Here is a 20,090-nt window from a genome sequence, read left to right as displayed (position 1 = left end):
CGCCGCGGAACGTGCCGCCGCCCGTCGGGGGGCCCCGCTCCGTCCCCGGTCCCGGGACGCCGGCGCGAGGCGTCCCGCCCAGACCGATCCCACCCCGGCCGACCCCGTCCCGGCCGGGCCCGCCCGCGCCGCCCGCCGAACCGCAGCTGCTCGACCGCGTGCGCGGCCTGGTGCGCCACGTCGCGGGCCTCTACCAGGGCGGCCCTGCGGCGGCGGGTCTCGACCGCGCCGCCCGCCGGCTGGACGAGCCGCTCCGGGTCGCGATCGCCGGACGGATCAAGGCCGGGAAGTCGACGCTGCTCAACGCGATGGTGGGGCAGGAGCTCGCGGCCACGGACGCGGGGGAGTGCACGCGGATCGTCACGTGGTTCCGGGACGGTCACACCTACCGCGTGCAGGCCCAGCTGCGCGACGGCAGCAGCCGCCAGCTGCCCCCCGGACCGACCGGGGGCCTGCTCGACATCGACCTCGGGCGCCTGGGGTCCGACGACGTCGACCGGCTGCTGGTCGACTGGCCGTCGCCGACGCTCCGGTTGATGACGCTGATCGACACCCCCGGCCTCGACTCGCTGAGCGCCGAGCTCTCCCGCAAGACCGAGGCGGCGCTGGCGCCCGGCGGGGACGGCGCGGCCGAGGCCGACGCGGTGATCTACCTGATGCGGCACGTCCACGCGTCGGACGTGCACTTCCTCGAGGCGTTCCGCGACGACCCCACCGACCGCCGCCCGCTGAACACGATCGGCATCCTGGCCCGGGCCGACGAGGTCGGGCACGCCCGGCCCGACGCGCTCGAGAGCGCCGCGTCGATCGCCGCGCGCTACCGCGAGGACGAGCGGATCCGTGGCCTGTGCCAGACCGTCATCCCGGTGGCCGGGCTGCTCGCCTCGAGCGCGGTGACACTGCGCGAGGACGAGTTCCGCGCGTTCGGCGTGCTGGCCACCGCGCCCGAGGCCGACGTCGACCGGTTGCTGCTCACCGCCTCACGGTTCGCCCGCGCGGAGTCGGAGATCGGCCTCGAGCCGGCCCGGCGCGCCGCGCTCCTCGACCGCTACGGGCTGTACGGCCTGCGCCTGTGCGTACGCCTCCTGCGCGAGGGCACGGTGACCACAGCAGGAGGCCTGTCCAGGGAGCTGATCACCCGCAGCGGTCTCGGGCCGCTCCGGGAGTCCCTGATGACCCGCCTGGCCGGGCGCGCGGACGTCCTGCGCGCCCAGTCGGCGCTGACCGCGGTCGAGCGCGCCGTCCGGCGGTACCCGATCGCATCGGCCTCGGCGCTGCGCGGCGAGATCGAGCAGATCACCGCCGGGGCACACGAGTTCGCCGAGATCCGCCTGCTCGACCGCCTGCACACCGGCGCGGTGACGCTGGCCGAGGACGAGCGCGCCGACGCCGAGCGCCTGCTCGGCAGCGACGGCCCGGGCCCGGCGATCCGGCTCGGCCTGACGCTCGACGCGCGCCCGGAGGAGGTGGTGCGGGCGGCGAACGCGAGCCTCGGGCGCTGGCGGCGCCGGGGCGAGCACCCCGCGTCGGGACGCGACGTCCGCGACGCCGCCCGGGTCCTCGCCCGGACCTGCGAAGGCATCCTGCAGCGCGCCCGGCGCAGCGGTCCGCCGGGTCGGGCGGTGGGGTGAGCCGGGGGAGATGAGCAACGCCCGACGGGTCGTCGGCGATAGGGAGTAGTCAGCTGCTCATGACGGGAGGACCGTCAGGGGCGACGGTGGACCGCGACGTCAGGTGGCGGTCGTTGGGGAGGTTCCGGTGGCGTACGGGCTGGGGGTCGATCTCGGCACGACCTACACGGCGGCTGCGGTCGTCCGTGAGGGGCACGTCGAGATGGCCCCGCTGGGCGACCGGTCGACCGCGATGCCCTCCGTCATCCTCATGCGCGCCGAGGGCGGCGTCCTCACCGGCGACGCGGCCAACCGCCGCGCGGCCACGGAACCGGACCGCGTCGCGCGCGAGGTCAAGCGCCGCCTCGGCGACCCGATGCCCGTCCTGCTGGGCGGGACGCCGTACTCCGCGGGCGACCTCATGGCCGCCCAGCTCCGCGAGGTGGTCGCCCAGATCTCCGAGCGGGAGGGCGGGCCGCCGGTCGCGGTGCGGCTGACCCATCCGGCGAACTGGGGCCCCTACAAGCGCGAGCTGTTCGAGCAGGTCCCGCGCACGGCCGGGCTGTCCGACGTCACGATGATCACCGAGCCGGAGGCCGCCGCCGCGCACTACGCGGCGAACGAGCGGATCGCCGACGGCACCACCGTCGCCGTCTACGACCTCGGCGGCGGCACCTTCGACGCCACCGTCCTGCGCACCACCGGCGGCGGCTTCGAGATCCTCGGGGCGCCCGAGGGCGTCGAGGGGCTCGGCGGTGTCGACTTCGACGAGGCCGTGTTCGGCCACGTCGACCGCTCCCTCGACGGGGCGGTCTCTGCGCTCGATCTCTCGGACCCGGCCGCCACCAGCGCGATCGTGCGCCTGCGCCAGGACTGCGTGCTGGCCAAGGAGGCGCTCTCCTCGGACACCGAGGCGACGATCCCCGTGCTCCTGCCGTCGCTGCAGACCGAGGTCCGCCTGACCCGCGGCGAGTTCGAGACGATGATCCGCCCCTCGGTGGCGTCGACGATCGCCTCGCTGCAGCGCGCCCTGGAGTCGGCCGACATCTCCGCCGAGCAGGTGGACACGGTGCTGCTCGTCGGTGGGTCGTCGCGCATCCCGCTGGTCTCCCAGATGGTCTCCGGCGAGCTCGGGCGTCCCACGTCGGTCGACGCGCACCCCAAGCACGCCATCGTCCTCGGCGCGGCCTCCCTGGCCGAGCCGCCGGCCCGCGCGGCCGGCCCGGGCGCGCCGGGACCGGCGCACACGTCGGTGTTCCCGACGTCCGGGGCGCCCTTCCGGACGCCGGTGCCCCGCGTCGGTCCGCGCACGCCGCCCGGCGGCATCCCCGTCGGCGGCAGTGGGCGCCCGGCCTCGACGCCGGCCGCGGCCGCCCACGGCGGGGGATCGAGTACGAACTCCGGGATGATCCCGATCGTCGCGGGCCCCCGACCCTCCTCGACCGGTGGCTTCTCCACGGTGTCGCCCACGGGGACGCACGGCCGGGCGCCCGGTGGACGGCCGGGCACCGGGGCGTTCCGCGCCGCGGGCGCGGGCACCGGGGCGATGAACGCCGGGACCGGGTCCGCGCCCACCGCCGCCACGCGCACCGGCGGCACGTACACCGGCCCGACCGCCCTGCGCCCCACCTACACCGGGCCGACGCGCACCGTGCCGGCCCGTCCGGGCCCGGCCCCGACCGGGGCGACCGCCGCCGTCCACAGCCAGGGCCCCCCGACCCAGGGCGGGCAGGGTGGCCAGGGCGGCCAGGGCGGGACCGGCGGACGCGGGGCGCCGCCGCCGTCGCTGGGCGGCCGGCCCGGCGACGACGAGCCGTCGTCCGGCGGGTCGCGCCGCCGGATCCCCCTGATCGTCGGCGCGGTGGTGCTCGTGGCCGCCCTCGCGGGCGGCGGCACCTTCGCCTACCGCTCGCTGTCGGCGGAGGCCCCCCTCCCGCCCGCACCGACCCCGTCGGTGGTCGTGGCGCCGACCCCGCTGCCGACGTCCGCGCCGCCGGAGCCGGTGGAGGAGCCCGCGACCGGCGGGTCGAGCGGGTCCGGCGGGTCGGGGTCGGCCGGCGGCTCGGGGTCGGCCGGGGGCTCCAGTGGTACCGGTGGCTCCGGCCGCGGCGGCTCGGGAGGGTCGAACAACAACGGCGGCACCTGGCGCCCGCCCGAGCCGGGACACAGCACCGGCGGCACCACCGACGGCGGCACCACCGACGGCGGCACCACCGACGGCGGCACCACCTGCTGCGACCCGACGCCGGAACCCGCCCCCGGCGCCGGCGGGTAGGACAGGGGGCAGGTCAGCTGGGGCGGAGACCCAGCGCCTCGGGTAGGTCGCCGCGACGCGCGATCCCGAGCTTGGCGTACACCGCGTGCAGCACGTTGTTCACGGTGCGCACCGAGATCACCAGCTGGTCGGCGATCGCCTTGCTCGTGAGACCGCCCGCGGCCAGCGCCGCGATCTCGGACTCCCGCGGCGTGAGCTCGCCGCTGCGTTCGAGCAGGCCCGAGGCGGGCGTCTCGGCCCCCTCGCACGACGACGCCGCCACCCGGCTGCGCGACGCCGACCAGCCCGCCGCGCCGGTGTGCCCGGCCGCGCGGTGCGCCGCGCACGCCTGGGCGTAGGCCTCGGCGGAGAGCAGGAGATGGTCCAGCTCGGCGAAGCGCCCGGCGGCCTCGTCGAGACCCGCGCCGTCACCGGCCGCCAGCGCCCGCGCGTGCGCGACGCACGCGACGGCGAGCGGGCCCTGGATGGTCGCGGCCACCCGCTCGATCGCCTCGAGCACCGGCCGTCCGACGCCGAGGCGGACCGCGGTGTGCAGGGCGCGCAGGTGGTCCGACGGTGACGCCGCCGGGCGTTCCTCGCCGGCCAGCTCCGTGGCGCGCGTGACCCGGCCCTCGACCCCCGCGATCCACACCTGCGCGGCCCAGAGCCACCCCGTGAGCGGCCCGCCCGGCACCCCGTGCGCCTCGGCGAGCACGTCCTGGCCCTCCGTCGTGCGCCCGAGGCCGGCGAGGGCGACGGCGAGCTCGCCGACCAGCGGCACCGTGTACGGGAAGCGGCGCGACGACACCCCGGACGCGGCCTCGTGCAGGAGGCGCACCGCGGTCTGCAGGCGCCCGCGCCGCGACGCGACGATGCCCAGCCAGGTGACGTACAGCGCGACGTGCTCACCGATCCCGCCCGGCGCCGCCTCGGCGTGGCACGCCCGGGCGAGCTCCTCGGCGTCGTCGAGGCGGCCGGTGGCGAGGAGCGCGCCCCACTGCGCCGAGCGCAGCTCGACGGTCAGCCAGCCGCCGGTCGGGTCGGGGCCGGCCGCGAGACCCCGGACGGCCGGCGGCACCGCGTCCTCGGTGCGCCCGAGCTGCACCTGGGCGATGGCGGCGACGGCGAGGGCGGCGGTCGTCCCCGGGTCGCCGTCCGGGCCGTCGAGCACCGGGGTGACCTCGGCGAGGGCGTCGGCGGGCCGGTGCGAGAGCAGGGCGAGGAAGCCGCGCAGGGCGACCGCGAGCGGGGACTCCCCGGCGCCGGTGTCGGTCGCGGTGCCCTCGGCCGCGGCGAGCGCGGCCGTCACGGCGGCGCGCGCGCCGGGCTCGTCGCGCAGGCCCCAGTAGAGGTTCCGGGCGCGGGCGGTGGCCACGAGGACCGGGTCCGGGAGGGGCTCGCCGGTGGTGTCGGGCCCGGCCTCGGCGAGCTTCGCGGCGGTGGCGAACGCGGTCTCGGCCTCGTCGAACCGCCCGAGCGCGACCCGGAGGCGTCCGAGGCGCCACAGCACCTCGGCGCCCGCGCCCTGGTCGGCGGCGGCGCGCAGCAGGCGCTCGGCGGTGCGTGGCTCGTGGTCGGAGACGCCGTCGGCGGCCGCGAGCAGTTCGGCCGGGTCGATGGACAGGCCCTCGGCGGCGCGCCAGGCCAGCATCCGGTACCGGTCGCCCGCGCGCCGGGACCCGGACGCCTCGAGCGCGGTCCGCAGCCGCCGGTAGGCCTCGCGCTCCTGCAGCGGCGTGGCCCGGCTGCGCAGGAGCTCGGTGTAGAGCGGGTGGGTCAGCGCCACGTCCAGGCGGCGGCCGTCGCGCGTCGACGTGATCAGCCCCTCGGCCTCGAGCCGCGCGAGCGTGTCGTCCGGGAAGATCTGGTTGACGACCTCGCACCCGAGGGGCTGGCCGAACGCCAGCGTGCGCATGAGGTCCTGCTCGGCCGGCGCGAGACCGCCCAGGCGGTCGGTGAGCAGCTCGATCAGGCGCCGCGGCGGGTGGCGCGGCGGGTCCCAGCGCCACACCGAGCCTGCGCGCCGCAGCGCCCCCTCGTCGCGGGCGCCGTCGACCAGCTCGCAGAGGAACCGGGGATTGCCCAGCGACAGCTCCCAGAAGCGGTCGAGCGTCACGCCGTCGACGTGGCCGCCGAGCGTGCTGCTCACGAGGTGGTCCGACTGGGCGCGGTCGAGCTCGGTGATCTCGAGCCGGGTGGCGAGCCCGTCGCGGTAGAGCGCGTGCAGCGGCTCCGGGGACACCGCGCCGGTGGGCACCGTGAGCAGCAGGAACATCTCCCCGGCGCGCGCGAGCTGGGCGAGCAGGACCGCGGAGGTCGTGTCCAGGAGGTGGGCGTCGTCGACGACGACGAGGTGCTTCGGCCCGGCGCCGACGAGCAGACGGCGGGCCTCGCGGAGCAGGGACGCGGTGTCGGTGAGCGCCGGGTCGAGATTCGGCAGCAGGTGGCCGAGCGCACCGAGCGGGATGTCCCGGGTGGCCCGCCCGGTCATCGCGCTCGACGGGCGCCAGCGGCCCGCGCCCGCGCCGTGGGTCATCCCGGCCAGGGCGGTGCGCGCCAGCCGGGTGCGGCCCACCCCGCGAGGGCCGCCGATGACGACGGCCGCGAGCCGGTCGTCCTGGGTGGCGGCGACGGCAGCCGCGATCGCCTCCGATCGCCCGACCAGTGGTCGGCTCTCGGGCATGCTCGCGCCTCCCTCCGGGCCGCAGGTACCGGGAGTGTCGCGAAGGCGACGTGAGGGCGGAAGGGATCACGACACTCTTACGTAGTACTGCTGACGCGATGAAGGTAACCGCGGGTAACACGTAACCTTCCTGCGGGGCCGCGATCGGAGGGGGACACTGGTCCGGCCACCACCACTGGCGAGGAGGACCCGCCGTTGAAGATCGCCCTCGTCGCGACCTGCCTCGGGGACGCCTTGTTCCCCCGGGCGCCGCGGGCCACGGTCGAGCTGCTCGAGCGCCTGGGGCACGAGGTCGTCTTCCCCGCCGACCAGACCTGCTGCGGGCAGATGCACGTCAACACCGGCTACCTCGACCTCGCGCTGCCGCTGGTGCGCCACCACGTCGAGGTGTTCTCGGGCGCCGCGGACGTCGCCGTCGCCCCGTCCGGGTCGTGCGTGGGGTGCGTCCGTCACCAGCACGCGATGGTCGCCCGCCGCGGGGGCGACGAGGAGCTGGCCCAGGCGGCCGAGGATCTCGCCCACCGGACCTACGAGCTCTCCGAGCTGCTCGTCGACGTCCTCGGGGTCACCGACGTCGGCGCCTACTACCCGCACCGCGTGACGTACCACCCGACGTGCCACTCGCTGCGCATGCTGCGCGTCGGCGACAAGCCGCTGCGCCTGCTCCGCGAGGTCCGCGGGCTGACGCTGACCGAGCTGCCCGACGCCGAGGTCTGCTGCGGGTTCGGCGGGACGTTCGCGGTGAAGAACGCCGAGACCTCGACGGCGATGCTCGCCGACAAGATGGCGAACGTCCTCTCCACCCACTCCGAGGTGTGCACCGCGGGCGACACCTCGTGCCTCATGCACATCGGCGGCGGGCTCTCGCGGCTGCGCTCGGGCGTGCGCACCGTGCACCTGGCCGAGATCCTGGCGTCCACCGCCGATCAGGAGGTCCCCGCATGACCACCGACCTCGGCATGCCGACCGTCGCGTCGGACCCGTACGGCCACCTGCGCGGCAGCGAGTCGTTCCCCGTCGCGGCGCGCCGGTCCCTCGCCGACACCCAGCTGCGCCAGAACCTCGGCCACGCCACCCGCACGATCCGCGCCAAGCGCGCCGGGGTCGTCGCGGAGGTCGACGACTGGGAGGAGCTGCGCCGGGCCGGCGAGGGCGTCAAGGCCGACGTCATGGCGCGCCTGCCGGAGCTGCTCGTGCAGTTCGAGGAGGCGGTGACCGCCCGGGGCGGTGTCGTGCACTGGGCGCGCGACGCCGTGGAGGCCAACCGGATCGTCGTGGACCTGGTGCGGGGGACGGGCGTCGAGGAGGTGGTCAAGGTCAAGTCGATGGCCACGCAGGAGACGGGGCTCAACGAGGCCCTCGGCGAGGCGGGGATCGCGGCGCTCGAGACCGACCTGGCCGAGCTCATCGTCCAGCTCTCCGACGACCGGCCGTCGCACTTCCTCGTCCCGGCCATCCACCGCAACCGCTCGGAGATCCGCGACATCTTCCTGCGCGAGATGCCCGACGTGGACCCGGAGCTCACCGACGAGCCGCGGCTGCTGGCCATGGCGGCCCGTGCGCACCTGCGCCGGAAGTTCCTCTCCGCACGGGTCGGCATCTCCGGGGCCAACTTCGCGGTCGCCGACACCGGAACGATCTCGGTGGTCGAGTCCGAGGGCAACGGGCGGATGTGCCTGACGCTGCCGGACACGCTGATCACGGTGATGGGCGTCGAGAAGATCGTCCCGACGTGGTCGGACCTCGAGGTGTTCCTGCAGCTGCTGCCGCGGTCGTCGACCGGGGAGCGGATGAACCCGTACACGTCGACGTGGAGCGGGGTGACGCCCGGCGACGGGCCGCAGACCTTCCACGTCGTGCTGCTCGACAACGGCCGCTCGAACGTCCTGGCCTCGCCGGACGGCCGCCAGGCGCTGCACTGCATCCGCTGCTCCGCGTGCCTCAACGTCTGCCCGGTCTACGAGCGCGCGGGCGGGCACGCCTACGGCTCGGTCTACCCGGGGCCGATCGGCGCCGTGCTCACCCCGCAGCTCACCGGGATCCGGGGCACCGACGACGTGAGCGCCTCGCTGCCCTACGCCTCGACGCTGTGCGGGGCGTGCTTCGACGCGTGCCCGGTGCGCATCGACATCCCGCACCTGCTCGTGCAGCAGCGCGCCGCCGCGGTCGACGCGCACACCCGCCCGACGACGCAGGACGTCGCGATGCGCGCCGCGGCCGCCGCGATGTCCTCGCCCGGGCGGTTCTCGCTCGTCGAGCGCGCCCTGAAGCTGGGGCGGCTGATCGGGCGCTCGGGCCGCATCCGCTCGGTGCCCGGGCCGGGCGCGGCGGCGTGGTTCGGCGCCCGGGACATGCCGACGCCGCCTGCCGAGACGTTCCGGCAGTGGTGGGCGCGCACCCGCGGGCCGTCGTCGTGAGCTCGCGCGACGAGGTGCTCGCGCGGCTGCGGGCGGCCCGGGACGCCGGCGGCGCCACCGCCCCGGAGGTGCCGCGGGAGTACCGGCGGACGGGGACCGCGCCGCCCGGATCGCCCGAGGTCGTCGACCGGCTGACCGAGACCCTCACCGACTACAAGGCCACCGTGCACCGCGTCGCCGACGAGGACGACGTCTCGGCGACGATCGCGGACATCCTGGAGAGCGCCGGCGTCACGACGTTCGTCGCGCCACCCGGCCTGCCGGCGCGCTGGCTCGGCGAGGTCACCGCCCGCGTGCGGCCCGACGAGCCGCCACTGTCGGTGGCGAAGCTCGACGCGGTCGACGCCGTGGTCACCGGGGCCGCGGTCGCGATCGCCGACACCGGGACGTTCGTCCTCGACGCGCTCGCGCCGGACCAGGGGCGGCGGGCGATCTCGCTCGTCCCCGACCACCACGTGTGCGTCGTCCGGGCCGCCGACGTCGTGTCCTCCGTGCCCGAGGGCGTCGCGCGCCTCGACCCCACCCACCCGCTGACGTTCGTCTCCGGGCCCTCGGCCACCAGCGACATCGAGCTCGACCGCGTCGAGGGCGTCCACGGGCCCCGCCGCCTCGACGTGGTCCTCGTCGGGCCGTCCTCGGCGCCCGAGTGAGGCGATCATCGCCGGACCATCGGCGGTGGAGATCGGTGAAAGTGTTCGCGTCGTCAATCAAATCCGGCGACTCGCCCTCGGATGACCCGAATGCTTCACCAGTTCCTCCGAGTTCCGTGAGCCGTTCGGAGGCGTGGAGTCGGAATGATTACGAAGTGGATCGCGGTCGTCGCTCAAGAACGGTCGAGTCGTTGCGTGACCGTCTGCATCGTAGCGACATCGAAGAGTAAGAACGTTCCGTCATCATTTTCGAACGCAACCTGAATGGCCCTTTACCGTCTCACCGTTCTCGCACATGGTTGAGGCGTCGGGGGACTCTTTCTTGGTGGGCAACCATCGGACAGCCGCATGCCTCCGACCCGACCGAGAAGGAGAAGCACTATGTTTGACACACCGCCAGCCAGTGCGATCACAGCCACGGACAGCGTGACCGTGATCGATCCGGGTGCCGTGGTAAACCACATCCTGGACATCAACCAGGACTTCACCGTCCAGGTCAACTTTCAGCTCGACGGGGCCAACGTCCAGTTCTTGGGCGGTGAGTGGACCGTGTCCGTCTACGCGTCGGGTCTGACGCTGTTGTTCAGCGCCAAGATCGCGGAGGGCAAGACGGACGTCGTGCCCACCGACGGGCATCCGTATCAGCTCGACCTGAAAGTGACCCCTCTGGGTCTCCTTCCCGAGGGCGTGTACCAGCTCACGATCGTCATCACCAACCAGAACCCCAAGGGTGGCCCGGACACCGAGATGGCCGGCTTCAACCAGGGCTCGGTCATCGACATTCGTGAGCCCTGAGACGGGAAGGCGTGAAACCGCTTGCCGGTTCGTCCGGCAGGCGGTGCCGGGCTGCGCCACCGTGAAGGGTCTCCGATGGTACGGCGCCTAATGGAGACCGCGCCGGACGAGCTCGAGCCCGAACAATTCGCTACCCGATTGGGCGGCGGACAATTCGCGCGCCCGAGCGGGGTGATCAGAGGGTAGTTGGAGTAGCCTCCGGACGTCCTCGGACTTGAGCGTGTAGGCCAGGCGGACCTGTTCGTCAGGCCACGTCGAAATGGTGCTCATCGGCACCGTCATGTCGTCCATGCGCGGATGATGCGCCCGCGAGGAGCACCGCGCCGTGCGGAAGACCGAGCACACACGGATCAGACTGCACCGTGGCGCGTCAACGGCGGAACCGGTAGGGCCGAGTGGTCGCCCGCGTGCGATTTCGACGGTCAGCGACCGCGCACCGGCCGCCCCCAGTCCGTGCCGTCGCGCAGGGTCCGCTTGAGCAACTTGCCGCCGGGGTTGCGCGGCAGGGGGTCGGTGGTGACGACGACGAACTGGGGCACCTTGAAGTCGGCGAGCTGCGTGTCGAGGTAGGCGAGGACGGCGTCGACGTCGACGCTCCCGCCCACCAGCACCGCGCCGACCTTCTCGCCCATGACGTCGTCCGGGACCCCGACGACGGCCGCGTCGGCCACCCCGGGTGCGCCGGCGAGGGCGTTCTCGACCTCGACCGAGTAGACGTTCTCGCCGCCGCGGTTGATCACGTCCTTGGCGCGGTCGACCACCCGGACCAGCCCGTCGTCGACGCGGGCGAGGTCCCCGCTGTGCAGCCAGCCGTCGACGAAGGTCCGGGCCGTCGCCTCCGGGGCCTGCCAGTACCCGTCGACGACGTTCGGGCCCCGGATCAGCAGCTCCCCGACGCCGGCGTCGTCGACGTCGGCCAGCGCGAGGTCGACCACCGGGGCGGCGAAGCCGACGGAGTCGGCGTGCTCCACCGCCCACTCGTGGGGCAGGAACGTGGAGATCGAGGAGGTCTCGGTCAGCCCGAACCCGTTGCCGAGCCGGGCCCGCGGGAGGCGCTCCTGGAGCCGCCGGACCAGGTCGGGCGCCATGGGCGCGCCGCCGTAGGTCGCGCGGCGGACGCCGGAGAGGTCGACGTCGAGGTCGCCGCGGGCCAGCGTCAGCCCGTAGATCGCGGGGACGGAGACCAGCGTGTCGATGCGCTCCTCGACGATCGTGCGCACGAACGCGTCCGCCTGGAACGTCGGCAGCACCACCGTCGTCCCGCCCAGACCGAGCTGGACGAGCAGCTGCGAATTGCAGCCGGTGACGTGGAACAGCGGGACCGAGACGAGGTTGCGCAGCGTCGGTCCGTCGGCGCGGTCGATGCCGATGACGCGGATCGCGGTCTCGACGTTGGACAGGAAGTTGCCGTGGGTGGTGCGTGCGCCCTTGGGGCGGCCGGTGGTGCCGCTGGTGTAGAAGATCGCCGCGAGGTCGCCGGGGACGAGGTCCTCGAGGGCCTCGGGGTTCCCCTCGGGCAGCGGCGACCCGGCCCGCAGCACGGCGGCGGCCCCGGAGTCGGTGAGCACGTGCTCGATCTCCGGCGCGGCGAAGCGGGTGTTCACCGGCACGGCGACGGCGCCGGCGAGCAGGGTGCCGAGGAAGCCGACCACCCAGTCCAGGCCCGCCGGCAGCAGCGAGGCCACCCGGTCGCCGCGGGTGATGCCGTCGCCGACCAGGCCGCCGGCGACCCGGGCCGCGCGCTCCCACAGCTCGGCGTACGTGACGCGCTCGCCCCCGACCTCGACCACCGCCTCCACGTCGGGGTGGCGCTCCACCGACGCCCGCACCATCGCCACCACCGACGGGGCGAGGTGGTCGTAGCGCGCGATGCCGTCGTCGCCGCGGGTGATGCCCGTCGTGTCGAACGGCGCGGGGCCGCGGGGCAGGGGTTCGGGGGTCAGGTGCTCGGGGGGCAGGGGTTCGGGGCTCACGAGAAGTACCGCCGCGGGTTCTCGACCAGCATCGTCGTGAGCTGTTCGTCGGAGACGCCCTGCTCGCGCAGCGCGGGGAGCACGTCGCGGTGGATGTGCTCGTAGTGCCAGTTCGGGAGCATCTGCTCCTTCGTCGCCTGGCTGTCGCCGGAGAAGAAGTCGATGTAGCAGGACGCGTCGTGGGACAGCACGATCTTCTCGGCGTACCCCTCCGCGCAGAGTGCGGCGATGGTGGCCACCCGCTGGTCGGTCGGGTTGAAGACGTCGACGCCGAACCGGTCGGCGCCGATCGTGGCGCCGCGGTCGGCGATCTCGCGCAGGTAGTCGAGGTCGTTGCTGTCCCCGGCGTGCCCGACGACGACCTTGGTGAGGTCGACGCCTGCCTTCTCGTAGAGATCGAGCGCCAGCCGCCCCGTCTGGTGGGCGGCGTTGGTGTGCACGGTGATCGGCACACCCGTCTCGACATGGGTGGCCGCGATCGCGTGCTGGATGCGGGTCTGGTCGGGCGTGAGGCCGCGCTCCTCGACGACGCCCTTGAGGAACGCCGCCTTGATCCCGGTGCCGCCGATGCCCTCACGGATGTCGCGCACGAACATCTCGGTCATGGGCTCGTCCCCACCGAGCACGGTGCCGGGGCCGCGGTAGTGCAGGAAGTGGGGGATCTCGTCGAACGTGTAGAGGCCGGTGGCGACGACGATGTTCAGGTCGACCTCGGCGTTGATCCGCGCGACGCGGGGGATGTAGCGGCCAAGCCCGACGACGGTGGGGTCGACGATCGTCGTGACGCCCAGCTCGCGCAGGCGGCGCAGCTTCTCGATCGCGTCGGCGACCCGGACCTCCTCGTCCCAGTACTCGTCCCCGTAGTTCTGCATGACGTCCGGCGACAGCACGAACACGTGCTCGTGCATCAGCGTCGTGCCCAGATCCCCGGTGTCCACCGGACCCCGCACCGTCTCCACCGTGGGCATGCCCGCACCTCCGCCGCGTCGTTGTGACCCGAACCACTGTCACGGATTCCCCGCGGCGAAACCAGGACCTTCTGAATCGCTTGTCAGCTATATAGCTGTATGGCAAAGTACGGGTCGTGGACGTGTTCCAGGCGGTGGCGGATCCGGTGCGACGCTCGATGGTCGAGCGGCTGGCCGATCGGGGTGAGGTGACGGCGGGGGAGCTCGCCGAGCTCGCCGCCGAGCGGTTCGGGATCCGCCAGCCCACCGCGTCCAAGCACCTCAAGGTGCTGCGTGAGGCCGGGCTGGTCACCAGCACGGCCGACGCGCAGCGCCGCGTCTACCGCCTCGATCCCGGCCCGCTCGACGAGCTCGCCGGCTGGGCGGCGCGCCAGACCCGCTTCTGGGCCGGGCGCCTCGACGCCCTCGAACGCCACCTCGAGAACGACCACGATGGGAGCACCTCATGACCGATCTCCTCGGCGCCGTGGACCGCGCCGCCGGCACCGTCCACCTCGAGCGCCGCATCGCGGCCCCGGCCGCCCGGGTGTGGGACGCGCTCACCGACCCCGCGCGGCTGAGCGACTGGCTGGCACCCGTCGAGTCGGGCGCGCCCGGTCCCGACGCGACGTTCGTGCTGCGCATGAGCGGTGCGGAGACGGCCACGTGCACAGTGACCATCTGGGACCCGCCGCACGAGCTGCGCTTGACCTGGTACTACACCGGCGAACCGGCCTCGGAGCTCCTGCTGCGCCTCGTTCCCGACGGCGCGCAGACCCTCCTGCGCCTCGACCACACCCTCCTCGAGGTCGACGTCGTGCAGTACGGGGCCGGGTGGCACCTACACCTCGACAACCTCGCCGTGCACCTGGACGGGCGTGACGTGGGGTCCGAGGGTTGCTCCGGGCCGGCGTTCCTGGCCGCCTGGGAGGAGCTGGCGCCGCGGTACGCGGCCACCGATCCCGCCACCACCGATCCCGCCACCGCCGATCCCGCGACCGCCGACGCGCCATGAGCACGGTCGCCGAGGTGGGCCCGACCCGTCAGGCGGGGCGGTAGGCCAGCAGCCGGACGCCGAGGGCGCTCTCGGCGCGCCGGATCTCGGCGAGCTGCTCGTCGGTGAGCTCGGCGTAGGGGCTCTCGGCCTCGTACGCGACGAGCGGGATGCCGATGCGCTCCTCGACACGGCGCAGGTCGTCGAGGGCCGCGTCGTCGAGCGCCGCGGGGCGCAGGTCGGGACCGGAGGACGGGGCGGACACGGGACCTCCCGGGTGGGCTGAACGGATGTGACCGGCACCACTGCCGGATGCGGCCGAGTATCCCGCGCCCGGAGGGACCAATCACCCCGTTCGGGCGGAAGTCGCCGAACGTGCGGTGCGTTGACGTGGGTGCGATGACGACATCCCTCCCGGCCCCGCCCACCACCCGCCTCTGGACCCCGCAGCGCGTCCTGGTCACCCGGTCCGCGCAGGAGCACCCGCACACCGCCGAGATCCTCCGACGGTGCGCGGCGGCCGGCGTCGACGACGTCGAGCTGCTGCGTGGCGACCGCATCACCGGTGTGCGCGGGGAGACCGAGCGCGAGACCTACGCCCGTGCGAAGTCGACGCTGGCGGTGGTGACGAGCCCGGCGTCGGCGCGGAAGCTCGACCCCATCCCGCCGAGCGCCGACTGGCGGGTCGACCTCGCCCGAGGCTGCCCGGCCCACTGCCAGTACTGCTACCTCGCCGGGTCGCTGGCCGGCCCGCCGATGACCCGCGTCAACGGCGACCTCGAGGAGATCCTCGCCGGCCTCGACGCCTACGTCGGCCACGGCACGATCACCTCGACGAACGTCGACCGCGCCGCGGAGGGGACGACCTTCGAGGCGTCCTGCTACACCGACCCGCTGGGCATCGAGCACGTCACCGGCAGTCTCTCGGCGGCGATCCGCCACGTCGGGACCCACGATTTCGGCGGCCCGGTGCAGCTGCGGGCGACGACGAAGTTCGCCGACGTCGCAGGGCTGCTCGACCTGCCGCACGGCGGTCGCACGCGCCTGCGGTTCTCCGTCGGCCCGGAGTCGGTGGTGGGCCGCTTCGAGGGCGGGACCGATCCGGTCGGGAAACGCATCGACGCGCTCGCGACGCTCGCCCGTGCCGGCTGGCCCGTGGGTCTGACGATCGCGCCGATCATGCCCGTCGGTGACTGGCGGGCGGCGTACTCCGACCTGCTCGCCCGGGTCGCGGCGGCGCTCGAGGGGATCGACGACCTCGACCTCACCGCCGAGTGCATCACCCACCGGTTCACGCCGGGGAGCAAGGAGACCCTCGAGAGCTGGTACCCGCGCACCCGCCTCGAGATGGACCCCGAGCAGCGGCGCACCAAGCGCGGGAAGTTCGGCGCGGTGAAGCACGTCTACCCCGACGACGTGATGGCGGATCTGCGCGCCCACGTGACCTCCGAGCTCGCGGAGCGCCTGCCCGCGGCGCGGGTCCTGTACTGGACGTAGGGGCCTCCGAGCAGGGGATCGTTATCGTGCTGTGACCTCGCCGGTCGCTGTGGAGGACCTTCGGTGGGCCGTCACTGTCGGGGGTCGGGGCTAGCGTTCTGGTCGTGAGCATCGACCACGGTGTCCGGGTCGGCCTGGTGGCCGAGCTGGACGCTCTCGCGCCCGGCGCGGAGCTGGCCGCTGCTCTGGAGTGCCTGTCGCCGGCCGCGTTGACGGGCGAGGATCTGGCCGCGTACGTGCGGGGCCGGTGGCGGTCGCAGAACCGGGCGACGGCCGAGCTGCTCGAAGGCATCCACCATCTGGGGCGCGCCCAGGCTGGTCGCACCGAGCGGCTGTCGTCGTGCGACGAGTTCTCCGGTGACGAGGTCTCGGCCCAGCTGGGCTGGTCGCGCACCATGTCCTCGCGCAAGCTCGACCTGGCCGACGACCTGCAGCAGCGGCTGCCCGAGGTCGGCAACGCGCTGTACGGCGGGTGGCTCGACGAACCCAAGGCCCGCACGATCTGCGACCAGACCCGCGACCTCACCGACGACCACGCCCACGAGGTGTGCCGGATCGTGCTGCCCGAGGCGCCGGAGCTGCCGGTCGGGGCGTTGATCGAGCGGATCGAGCAGGTCGCGACGGCGCTGGACCCGGACTGGGCCCAGCGGCGCCGCCAGCGTGCCGAGGCGCGGGCGCGGGTGCTCCTCTCGCCGACCCCGTCGGGCACCGCGAACCTGTCGTTCTGCGACGCGCCCGCCCCCGACGGCATCGCCTCCCAGGCCCGCATCGACGCGCTCGCCGCCACGGTCCGCCACCTCGGTGTCCTCACCCCGATCGGGGTGCTGCGACTGCAGGTCGGGCTGCGGCTGCTCGACGGCTCCACCGCCGGGATGGACGACCGCACCATCGCGCTGCTGCTCGCCGCCGAGTACCACGCCCAGAACACCCCGCAAGACCCCGACGACGCCAGCGGCGGGGACGACACCGGTGACGACGGCCCCGACGACAGCGGTCCCGACGACAACGGCCCCGACGACGACGGCCCCGGCGAGGACCCCGGCGAGGACCCGGACGACGATCTCGTCGCGACCGTGCCAGCGCCGCGCTCACCGTCGGAGCAGGGCGTCCTCGACCTCCCCGACCTGCCTGCCGTGCTCGACCCCGCGGTGCCGCTCGATCCGCCCGACACCGGTCCGGGCCGGATCCGGGAGGGCTGCGTGGAGGTGCGGCTGCGGCTGACCACCGCCCTCGGGCTCGACGAGCACCCCGGCAGCGTCCCCGGCTACGGCGCCGTCCTCGCCGGTGACGCCCGCACGCTCGCCCTGCGCCACCGCAGCGGCGAATGGCGTGTCGTGCTCACCGACGACCAGGGCCGCCTCCAGCACGTCCTGCTCGCCCGACGCCGACCACCCGACCCCCGCCGCCCGGCTCGGGCGCGGGGACGCCGGGCATCGATCGTCGAACTCCACGTTCCGACGACACTGCTCGCCGCCCTCGACCCCGACGACCACCCCGACTGGGCGCCGCTGCTGCGGGAACTGCAGCAGCGGCTCGCCGACCTCGGGCGGCCCGGCGCGCCTCCGGACCACAACGCCGGACCCGATGACCGGGCCCGGCGGCGTCCCGGCGCCGAACTCGACCGCTGGATCCGGGTCCGCGACCGGCACTGCGTCGCGCCCTGGTGCCGGCGCCCCGCCCACAACGCCGACCTCGACCACACCCTCGCCCACGCCCGGGGCGGGCCCACCTCCTCGTGGAACCTCGGCGCCTGGTGCACCCACGATCACCGCGCCAAACACCACGCCCCATGGACGGTCCGCCAACCCAGCCCCGGACAGTTCGTCATCCGCACCCGCGCCGGCATCACCTACACCAGCCACCCCAAGCGCGTCACCGAACCGCTCCCGGCGCCACGGCCCGCCGCCGCACCCCGACCCCTCCCCGACGACGGCTGGTCCGACGACCGCACCGACGCCGGCGACGACATCGACCCCGACTGGTACCGCAAGGTCGCGCCGACCCAGAAGGCCCGCCCGACGAGGACCACCACCCCGATCCGGAGCTCCTACGACGGGGACCCACCGTTCTGACCGCCGAGCGCCTACAGCAGCAGCGCCAGCTGACGCGACTGCGCGACCAGCCGTCCCGCGGAGTCCCACACCTCCACGTCCTCCTCGTGCAGGCCGTGGGAGAGGTGGTTCGTCACCGTGCGGCACCGCAGCGGCCCGGGCGCGGGGTGCTCGCGCAGGTGCACCGTGAGCTGGGCGGTGCTCGACCCGCGGCCGAGCTCGAGCACCACCGGCGCCGCCCCGTCGACGACGAAGGCGAGGTCGAGCAGCGTCGCGTCCGACCCGTCGGCCAGGGCGAACCAGAACTCCGCGCGAGGATCGCCCGAGGGGTCGCCGCGGGTCCAGCCCGGCATCTCCGTCACCCCGTAGCGCATCCGCCGGCCGACCGCCGCGACGGACGCGGGTGCGTCGGCGCCGCCGAACGTGGTGCACGCGTCGAACGGCGGGAGCTCCGGCGCCGCGGTCAGGTCGTGCGGCTCGGCCGGGCTCGCGGCGAGGTCCGCGAACGTGGCCTCCAGGCGCAGCACGTCGCGCTCCCCGCCGTCCGGGCCGGGCTGCACGATCCGCGACGTGCCCGTGGCCAGACGGCGCCCGGCCCGCACCACCTCGGTGAGCACTCGCGCCGGCCCCGGCATCGCGGGGCGCAGGTAGGACGCCGAGGCCACGACGGGGTCGGGCAGCGGGACCTCGCCCGCGAGCGCCCGCAGCGCGACGCTGAGCTGGTACCCGCCGTTCAGGCGCCCGTCGTCGAGACCCCAGCGGTCGGACAGGACGATCTCGTGCACCCCGTCGGCCACCCGCTCGGACGCGCTGTCGAGTGCGAGCTCACTGATCACGTCGCTGAGTAGACCACCAGGTCCGCAACGCCGCGGCCTCGTCGTCGTCGAGGTCGACGTCGAGCGAGGCCAGGGCGTCGACGACGTCGGTCACCTCCTGCTCCTCGACGCGCCCGTCGGCGTACTCCGTGGTCAGGGTGGTGCGCACGAGCCGGCGGCTCACGCCCTCGGCCAGCCGCATCACGACGAGCTGGCCCGTGAACGGCGACGAGGGGTGGGTCGCCGTGAAGTGGTGCGCGACCTCGTCGTCGACCGGCTCGGACGGCTCCGGGTCCAGGCGGTACGCCCGCTCCTCGCCGCCGCGGGTGGACCGCACGAGCGTCCACTCGCGGCCCTCGCGCTCGAGCCGGTGCGGCCAGCCGGCCTGGTCGACGACGACCCCGTCGCGCAGCGGCATCGGCACCAGCATGCTCGCCCCGAAGCCGACGTCGACGAGCTGCTCGTCCACCACCAGGGCCCGGTGCGTGCGCGGGCCGCCGCGGTCGGCCTGGACGCGCGCCATGACGGGCCGCACCTCGTACCCGAGGTGCTCCAGCACGGCGGCCATCAGGCGGGCGTGCTCGTAGCAGTAGCCGCCGCGGCGTCGGAGGACGAGCTTGTCGACGACGACGTCGAGGCCGATCCCGGGGTGGCGCCCGAGGACGACGTCGACGTTCTCGAAGGGGATCGCGGCGACGTGCGCCCGGGTGAGCTCGGCCAGCGTCGGTCGCTCGCCGGGCAGGCCGACCCGGTCGAGGTACTCGGCGACGACGGAGGCCGGCAGTCCGGTGTCCACGGCGGTGCTCATGCCCTCCACGGTGGGACCTCGAGTCCCGTCGAGGTCAAGCGTCGTGTCCGGCGTCCGTGCCCCGGCGTCCGCGGGGGAGGGCGCGCACGAGCGGCAGGACGCGGTGGGCGACCCGCTCGGTGAGGGCGATCTCCGTGCGGGTGCGCTCCACACCCGGGGTGCCGATGATCCCCTGGACCACCTGCTCCAGGTGCGCGTTGGTCCGGGCGACCACCCGGGCCCAGAGGTCGCCGTCGCCGGTGATGCTGTGCACCTCGACGACCTCGGCGACGGCCTCCAGACGCGTGGCGACGTCGTCCAGGCGGCCCTGCGTGATGTGCAGGGTGACGAACGCGTGGACGTCGAAGCCCAGTGCCTCCGGGTTCACGTGCGGGGCGAACCCGACGATGACCCCGCGCTCCTGCAGCCGCAGGAAGCGTGCCTGGGCGGTGCCGCGGGCGATGCCGAGCGCCCGCGCGTGCTCGCGGAGGCCGGCCCGCGGGCGTTCGAGCAGCGCGAGCAGCAGGGCGCGGTCGAGGTCGTCGAGGTCCACGTGTCGTCCATTGGCCGAAGGGGATCAATCAGGAGCCCGCATGACTGGACCGGTGGCCCAGTCG

General features: G+C 74.5%; 18 protein-coding genes. 10 read left to right on the top strand and 8 right to left on the bottom strand.

What is annotated here, in order from left to right; genetic code table 11:
• Window positions 1-158: 158 nt before the first annotated feature.
• Window positions 159-1,631 (top strand): dynamin family protein, encoded by a 1,473-nt coding sequence (locus PH191_RS25780; protein WP_274197490.1) that lies wholly within the window; start codon window positions 159-161, stop codon window positions 1,629-1,631.
• A 127-nt stretch (window positions 1,632-1,758) separates the two neighbouring features.
• On the top strand, window positions 1,759-3,885 hold the full coding sequence (locus tag PH191_RS25775; protein WP_274197489.1) for an Hsp70 family protein: 2,127 nt from the start codon (window positions 1,759-1,761) through the stop codon (window positions 3,883-3,885).
• A gap of 13 nt (window positions 3,886-3,898) precedes the next feature.
• On the opposite strand, the gene PH191_RS25770 is transcribed toward PH191_RS25775, so the two are convergent.
• Window positions 3,899-6,547: a helix-turn-helix transcriptional regulator gene (locus PH191_RS25770; RefSeq protein WP_274197488.1), complete on the bottom strand. Its 2,649-nt coding sequence runs from the start codon at window positions 6,545-6,547 to the stop codon at window positions 3,899-3,901.
• A 195-nt stretch (window positions 6,548-6,742) separates the two neighbouring features.
• Between PH191_RS25770 and PH191_RS25765 the strand changes: the two genes are divergently transcribed.
• From PH191_RS25765 to PH191_RS25750, 4 genes are all read left to right on the top strand, one after another.
• Window positions 6,743-7,492 carry a (Fe-S)-binding protein gene (locus tag PH191_RS25765; RefSeq protein WP_274197487.1) on the top strand — a complete coding sequence of 250 codons (750 nt, stop codon included), beginning with the start codon at window positions 6,743-6,745 and terminating at the stop codon, window positions 7,490-7,492.
• On the top strand, window positions 7,489-8,964 hold the full coding sequence (locus tag PH191_RS25760; RefSeq protein ID WP_274197486.1) for a LutB/LldF family L-lactate oxidation iron-sulfur protein: 1,476 nt from the start codon (window positions 7,489-7,491) through the stop codon (window positions 8,962-8,964). Before PH191_RS25765 ends, PH191_RS25760 begins: the two co-directional genes overlap by 4 nt.
• Window positions 8,931-9,614: a LutC/YkgG family protein gene (locus tag PH191_RS25755; RefSeq protein WP_274197485.1), complete on the top strand. Its 684-nt coding sequence runs from the start codon at window positions 8,931-8,933 to the stop codon at window positions 9,612-9,614. The genes PH191_RS25760 and PH191_RS25755 overlap by 34 nt, the downstream gene beginning before the upstream one ends.
• 381 nt (window positions 9,615-9,995) lie before the next feature.
• Window positions 9,996-10,409, top strand: coding sequence for a hypothetical protein (locus tag PH191_RS25750; protein ID WP_274197484.1), 414 nt, complete (start codon window positions 9,996-9,998; stop codon window positions 10,407-10,409).
• An 87-nt stretch (window positions 10,410-10,496) separates the two neighbouring features.
• On the opposite strand, the gene PH191_RS25745 is transcribed toward PH191_RS25750, so the two are convergent.
• The 3 genes from PH191_RS25745 to PH191_RS25735 form a co-directional block, all read right to left on the bottom strand.
• Window positions 10,497-10,700, bottom strand: coding sequence for a hypothetical protein (locus PH191_RS25745; RefSeq protein ID WP_274197483.1), 204 nt, complete (start codon window positions 10,698-10,700; stop codon window positions 10,497-10,499).
• Window positions 10,701-10,831: 131 nt separating this feature from the next.
• The gene (locus PH191_RS25740; protein ID WP_274197482.1) at window positions 10,832-12,382 is read right to left on the bottom strand and encodes a class I adenylate-forming enzyme family protein; all 1,551 of its coding nucleotides are present in this window, start codon (window positions 12,380-12,382) and stop codon (window positions 10,832-10,834) included.
• Window positions 12,379-13,350: a phosphotriesterase family protein gene (locus PH191_RS25735; protein ID WP_274197481.1), complete on the bottom strand. Its 972-nt coding sequence runs from the start codon at window positions 13,348-13,350 to the stop codon at window positions 12,379-12,381. Before PH191_RS25735 ends, PH191_RS25740 begins: the two co-directional genes overlap by 4 nt.
• A gap of 116 nt (window positions 13,351-13,466) precedes the next feature.
• Between PH191_RS25735 and PH191_RS25730 the strand changes: the two genes are divergently transcribed.
• Together PH191_RS25730 and PH191_RS25725 are read left to right on the top strand one after the other, a co-directional pair.
• Window positions 13,467-13,799: an ArsR/SmtB family transcription factor gene (locus tag PH191_RS25730; RefSeq protein WP_274197480.1), complete on the top strand. Its 333-nt coding sequence runs from the start codon at window positions 13,467-13,469 to the stop codon at window positions 13,797-13,799.
• Complete coding sequence (locus PH191_RS25725; RefSeq protein WP_274197479.1) at window positions 13,796-14,344, top strand: SRPBCC family protein; 549 nt, start codon at window positions 13,796-13,798, stop codon at window positions 14,342-14,344. Before PH191_RS25730 ends, PH191_RS25725 begins: the two co-directional genes overlap by 4 nt.
• 28 nt (window positions 14,345-14,372) lie before the next feature.
• Here the strand turns inward: PH191_RS25725 and PH191_RS25720 are convergent, their stop codons facing one another.
• Complete coding sequence (locus PH191_RS25720; RefSeq protein ID WP_274197478.1) at window positions 14,373-14,588, bottom strand: hypothetical protein; 216 nt, start codon at window positions 14,586-14,588, stop codon at window positions 14,373-14,375.
• Window positions 14,589-14,722: 134 nt separating this feature from the next.
• Here PH191_RS25720 and PH191_RS25715 point away from each other — a divergent pair, with 134 nt between their 5' ends.
• A complete protein-coding gene (locus PH191_RS25715; protein ID WP_274197477.1) occupies window positions 14,723-15,820 on the top strand; it encodes an SPL family radical SAM protein in 1,098 nt (365 codons plus the stop codon).
• Window positions 15,821-15,924: 104 nt separating this feature from the next.
• Window positions 15,925-17,892 (top strand): HNH endonuclease signature motif containing protein, encoded by a 1,968-nt coding sequence (locus tag PH191_RS25710; protein ID WP_274197476.1) that lies wholly within the window; start codon window positions 15,925-15,927, stop codon window positions 17,890-17,892.
• A gap of 11 nt (window positions 17,893-17,903) precedes the next feature.
• On the opposite strand, the gene PH191_RS25705 is transcribed toward PH191_RS25710, so the two are convergent.
• The 3 genes from PH191_RS25705 to PH191_RS25695 are packed head-to-tail and all read right to left on the bottom strand — an operon-like array spanning window position 17,904 to window position 20,026.
• Entirely contained in the window at window positions 17,904-18,707 is an 804-nt protein-coding gene (locus tag PH191_RS25705) for a thioesterase family protein (RefSeq protein WP_274197475.1), read from the bottom strand.
• A complete protein-coding gene (locus tag PH191_RS25700; RefSeq protein ID WP_274197474.1) occupies window positions 18,697-19,494 on the bottom strand; it encodes an arylamine N-acetyltransferase family protein in 798 nt (265 codons plus the stop codon). Before PH191_RS25700 ends, PH191_RS25705 begins: the two co-directional genes overlap by 11 nt.
• Before the next feature lie 34 nt (window positions 19,495-19,528).
• On the bottom strand, window positions 19,529-20,026 hold the full coding sequence (locus PH191_RS25695; RefSeq protein WP_274197473.1) for an Lrp/AsnC family transcriptional regulator: 498 nt from the start codon (window positions 20,024-20,026) through the stop codon (window positions 19,529-19,531).
• Window positions 20,027-20,090: the final 64 nt, after the last annotated feature.

It is taken from the genome of Actinomycetospora callitridis (genome assembly GCF_028737265.1).
Classification (GTDB): Bacteria; Actinomycetota; Actinomycetes; order Mycobacteriales; family Pseudonocardiaceae; genus Actinomycetospora; species Actinomycetospora callitridis.
This window is presented reverse-complemented; position numbering and strand designations above follow the sequence as displayed.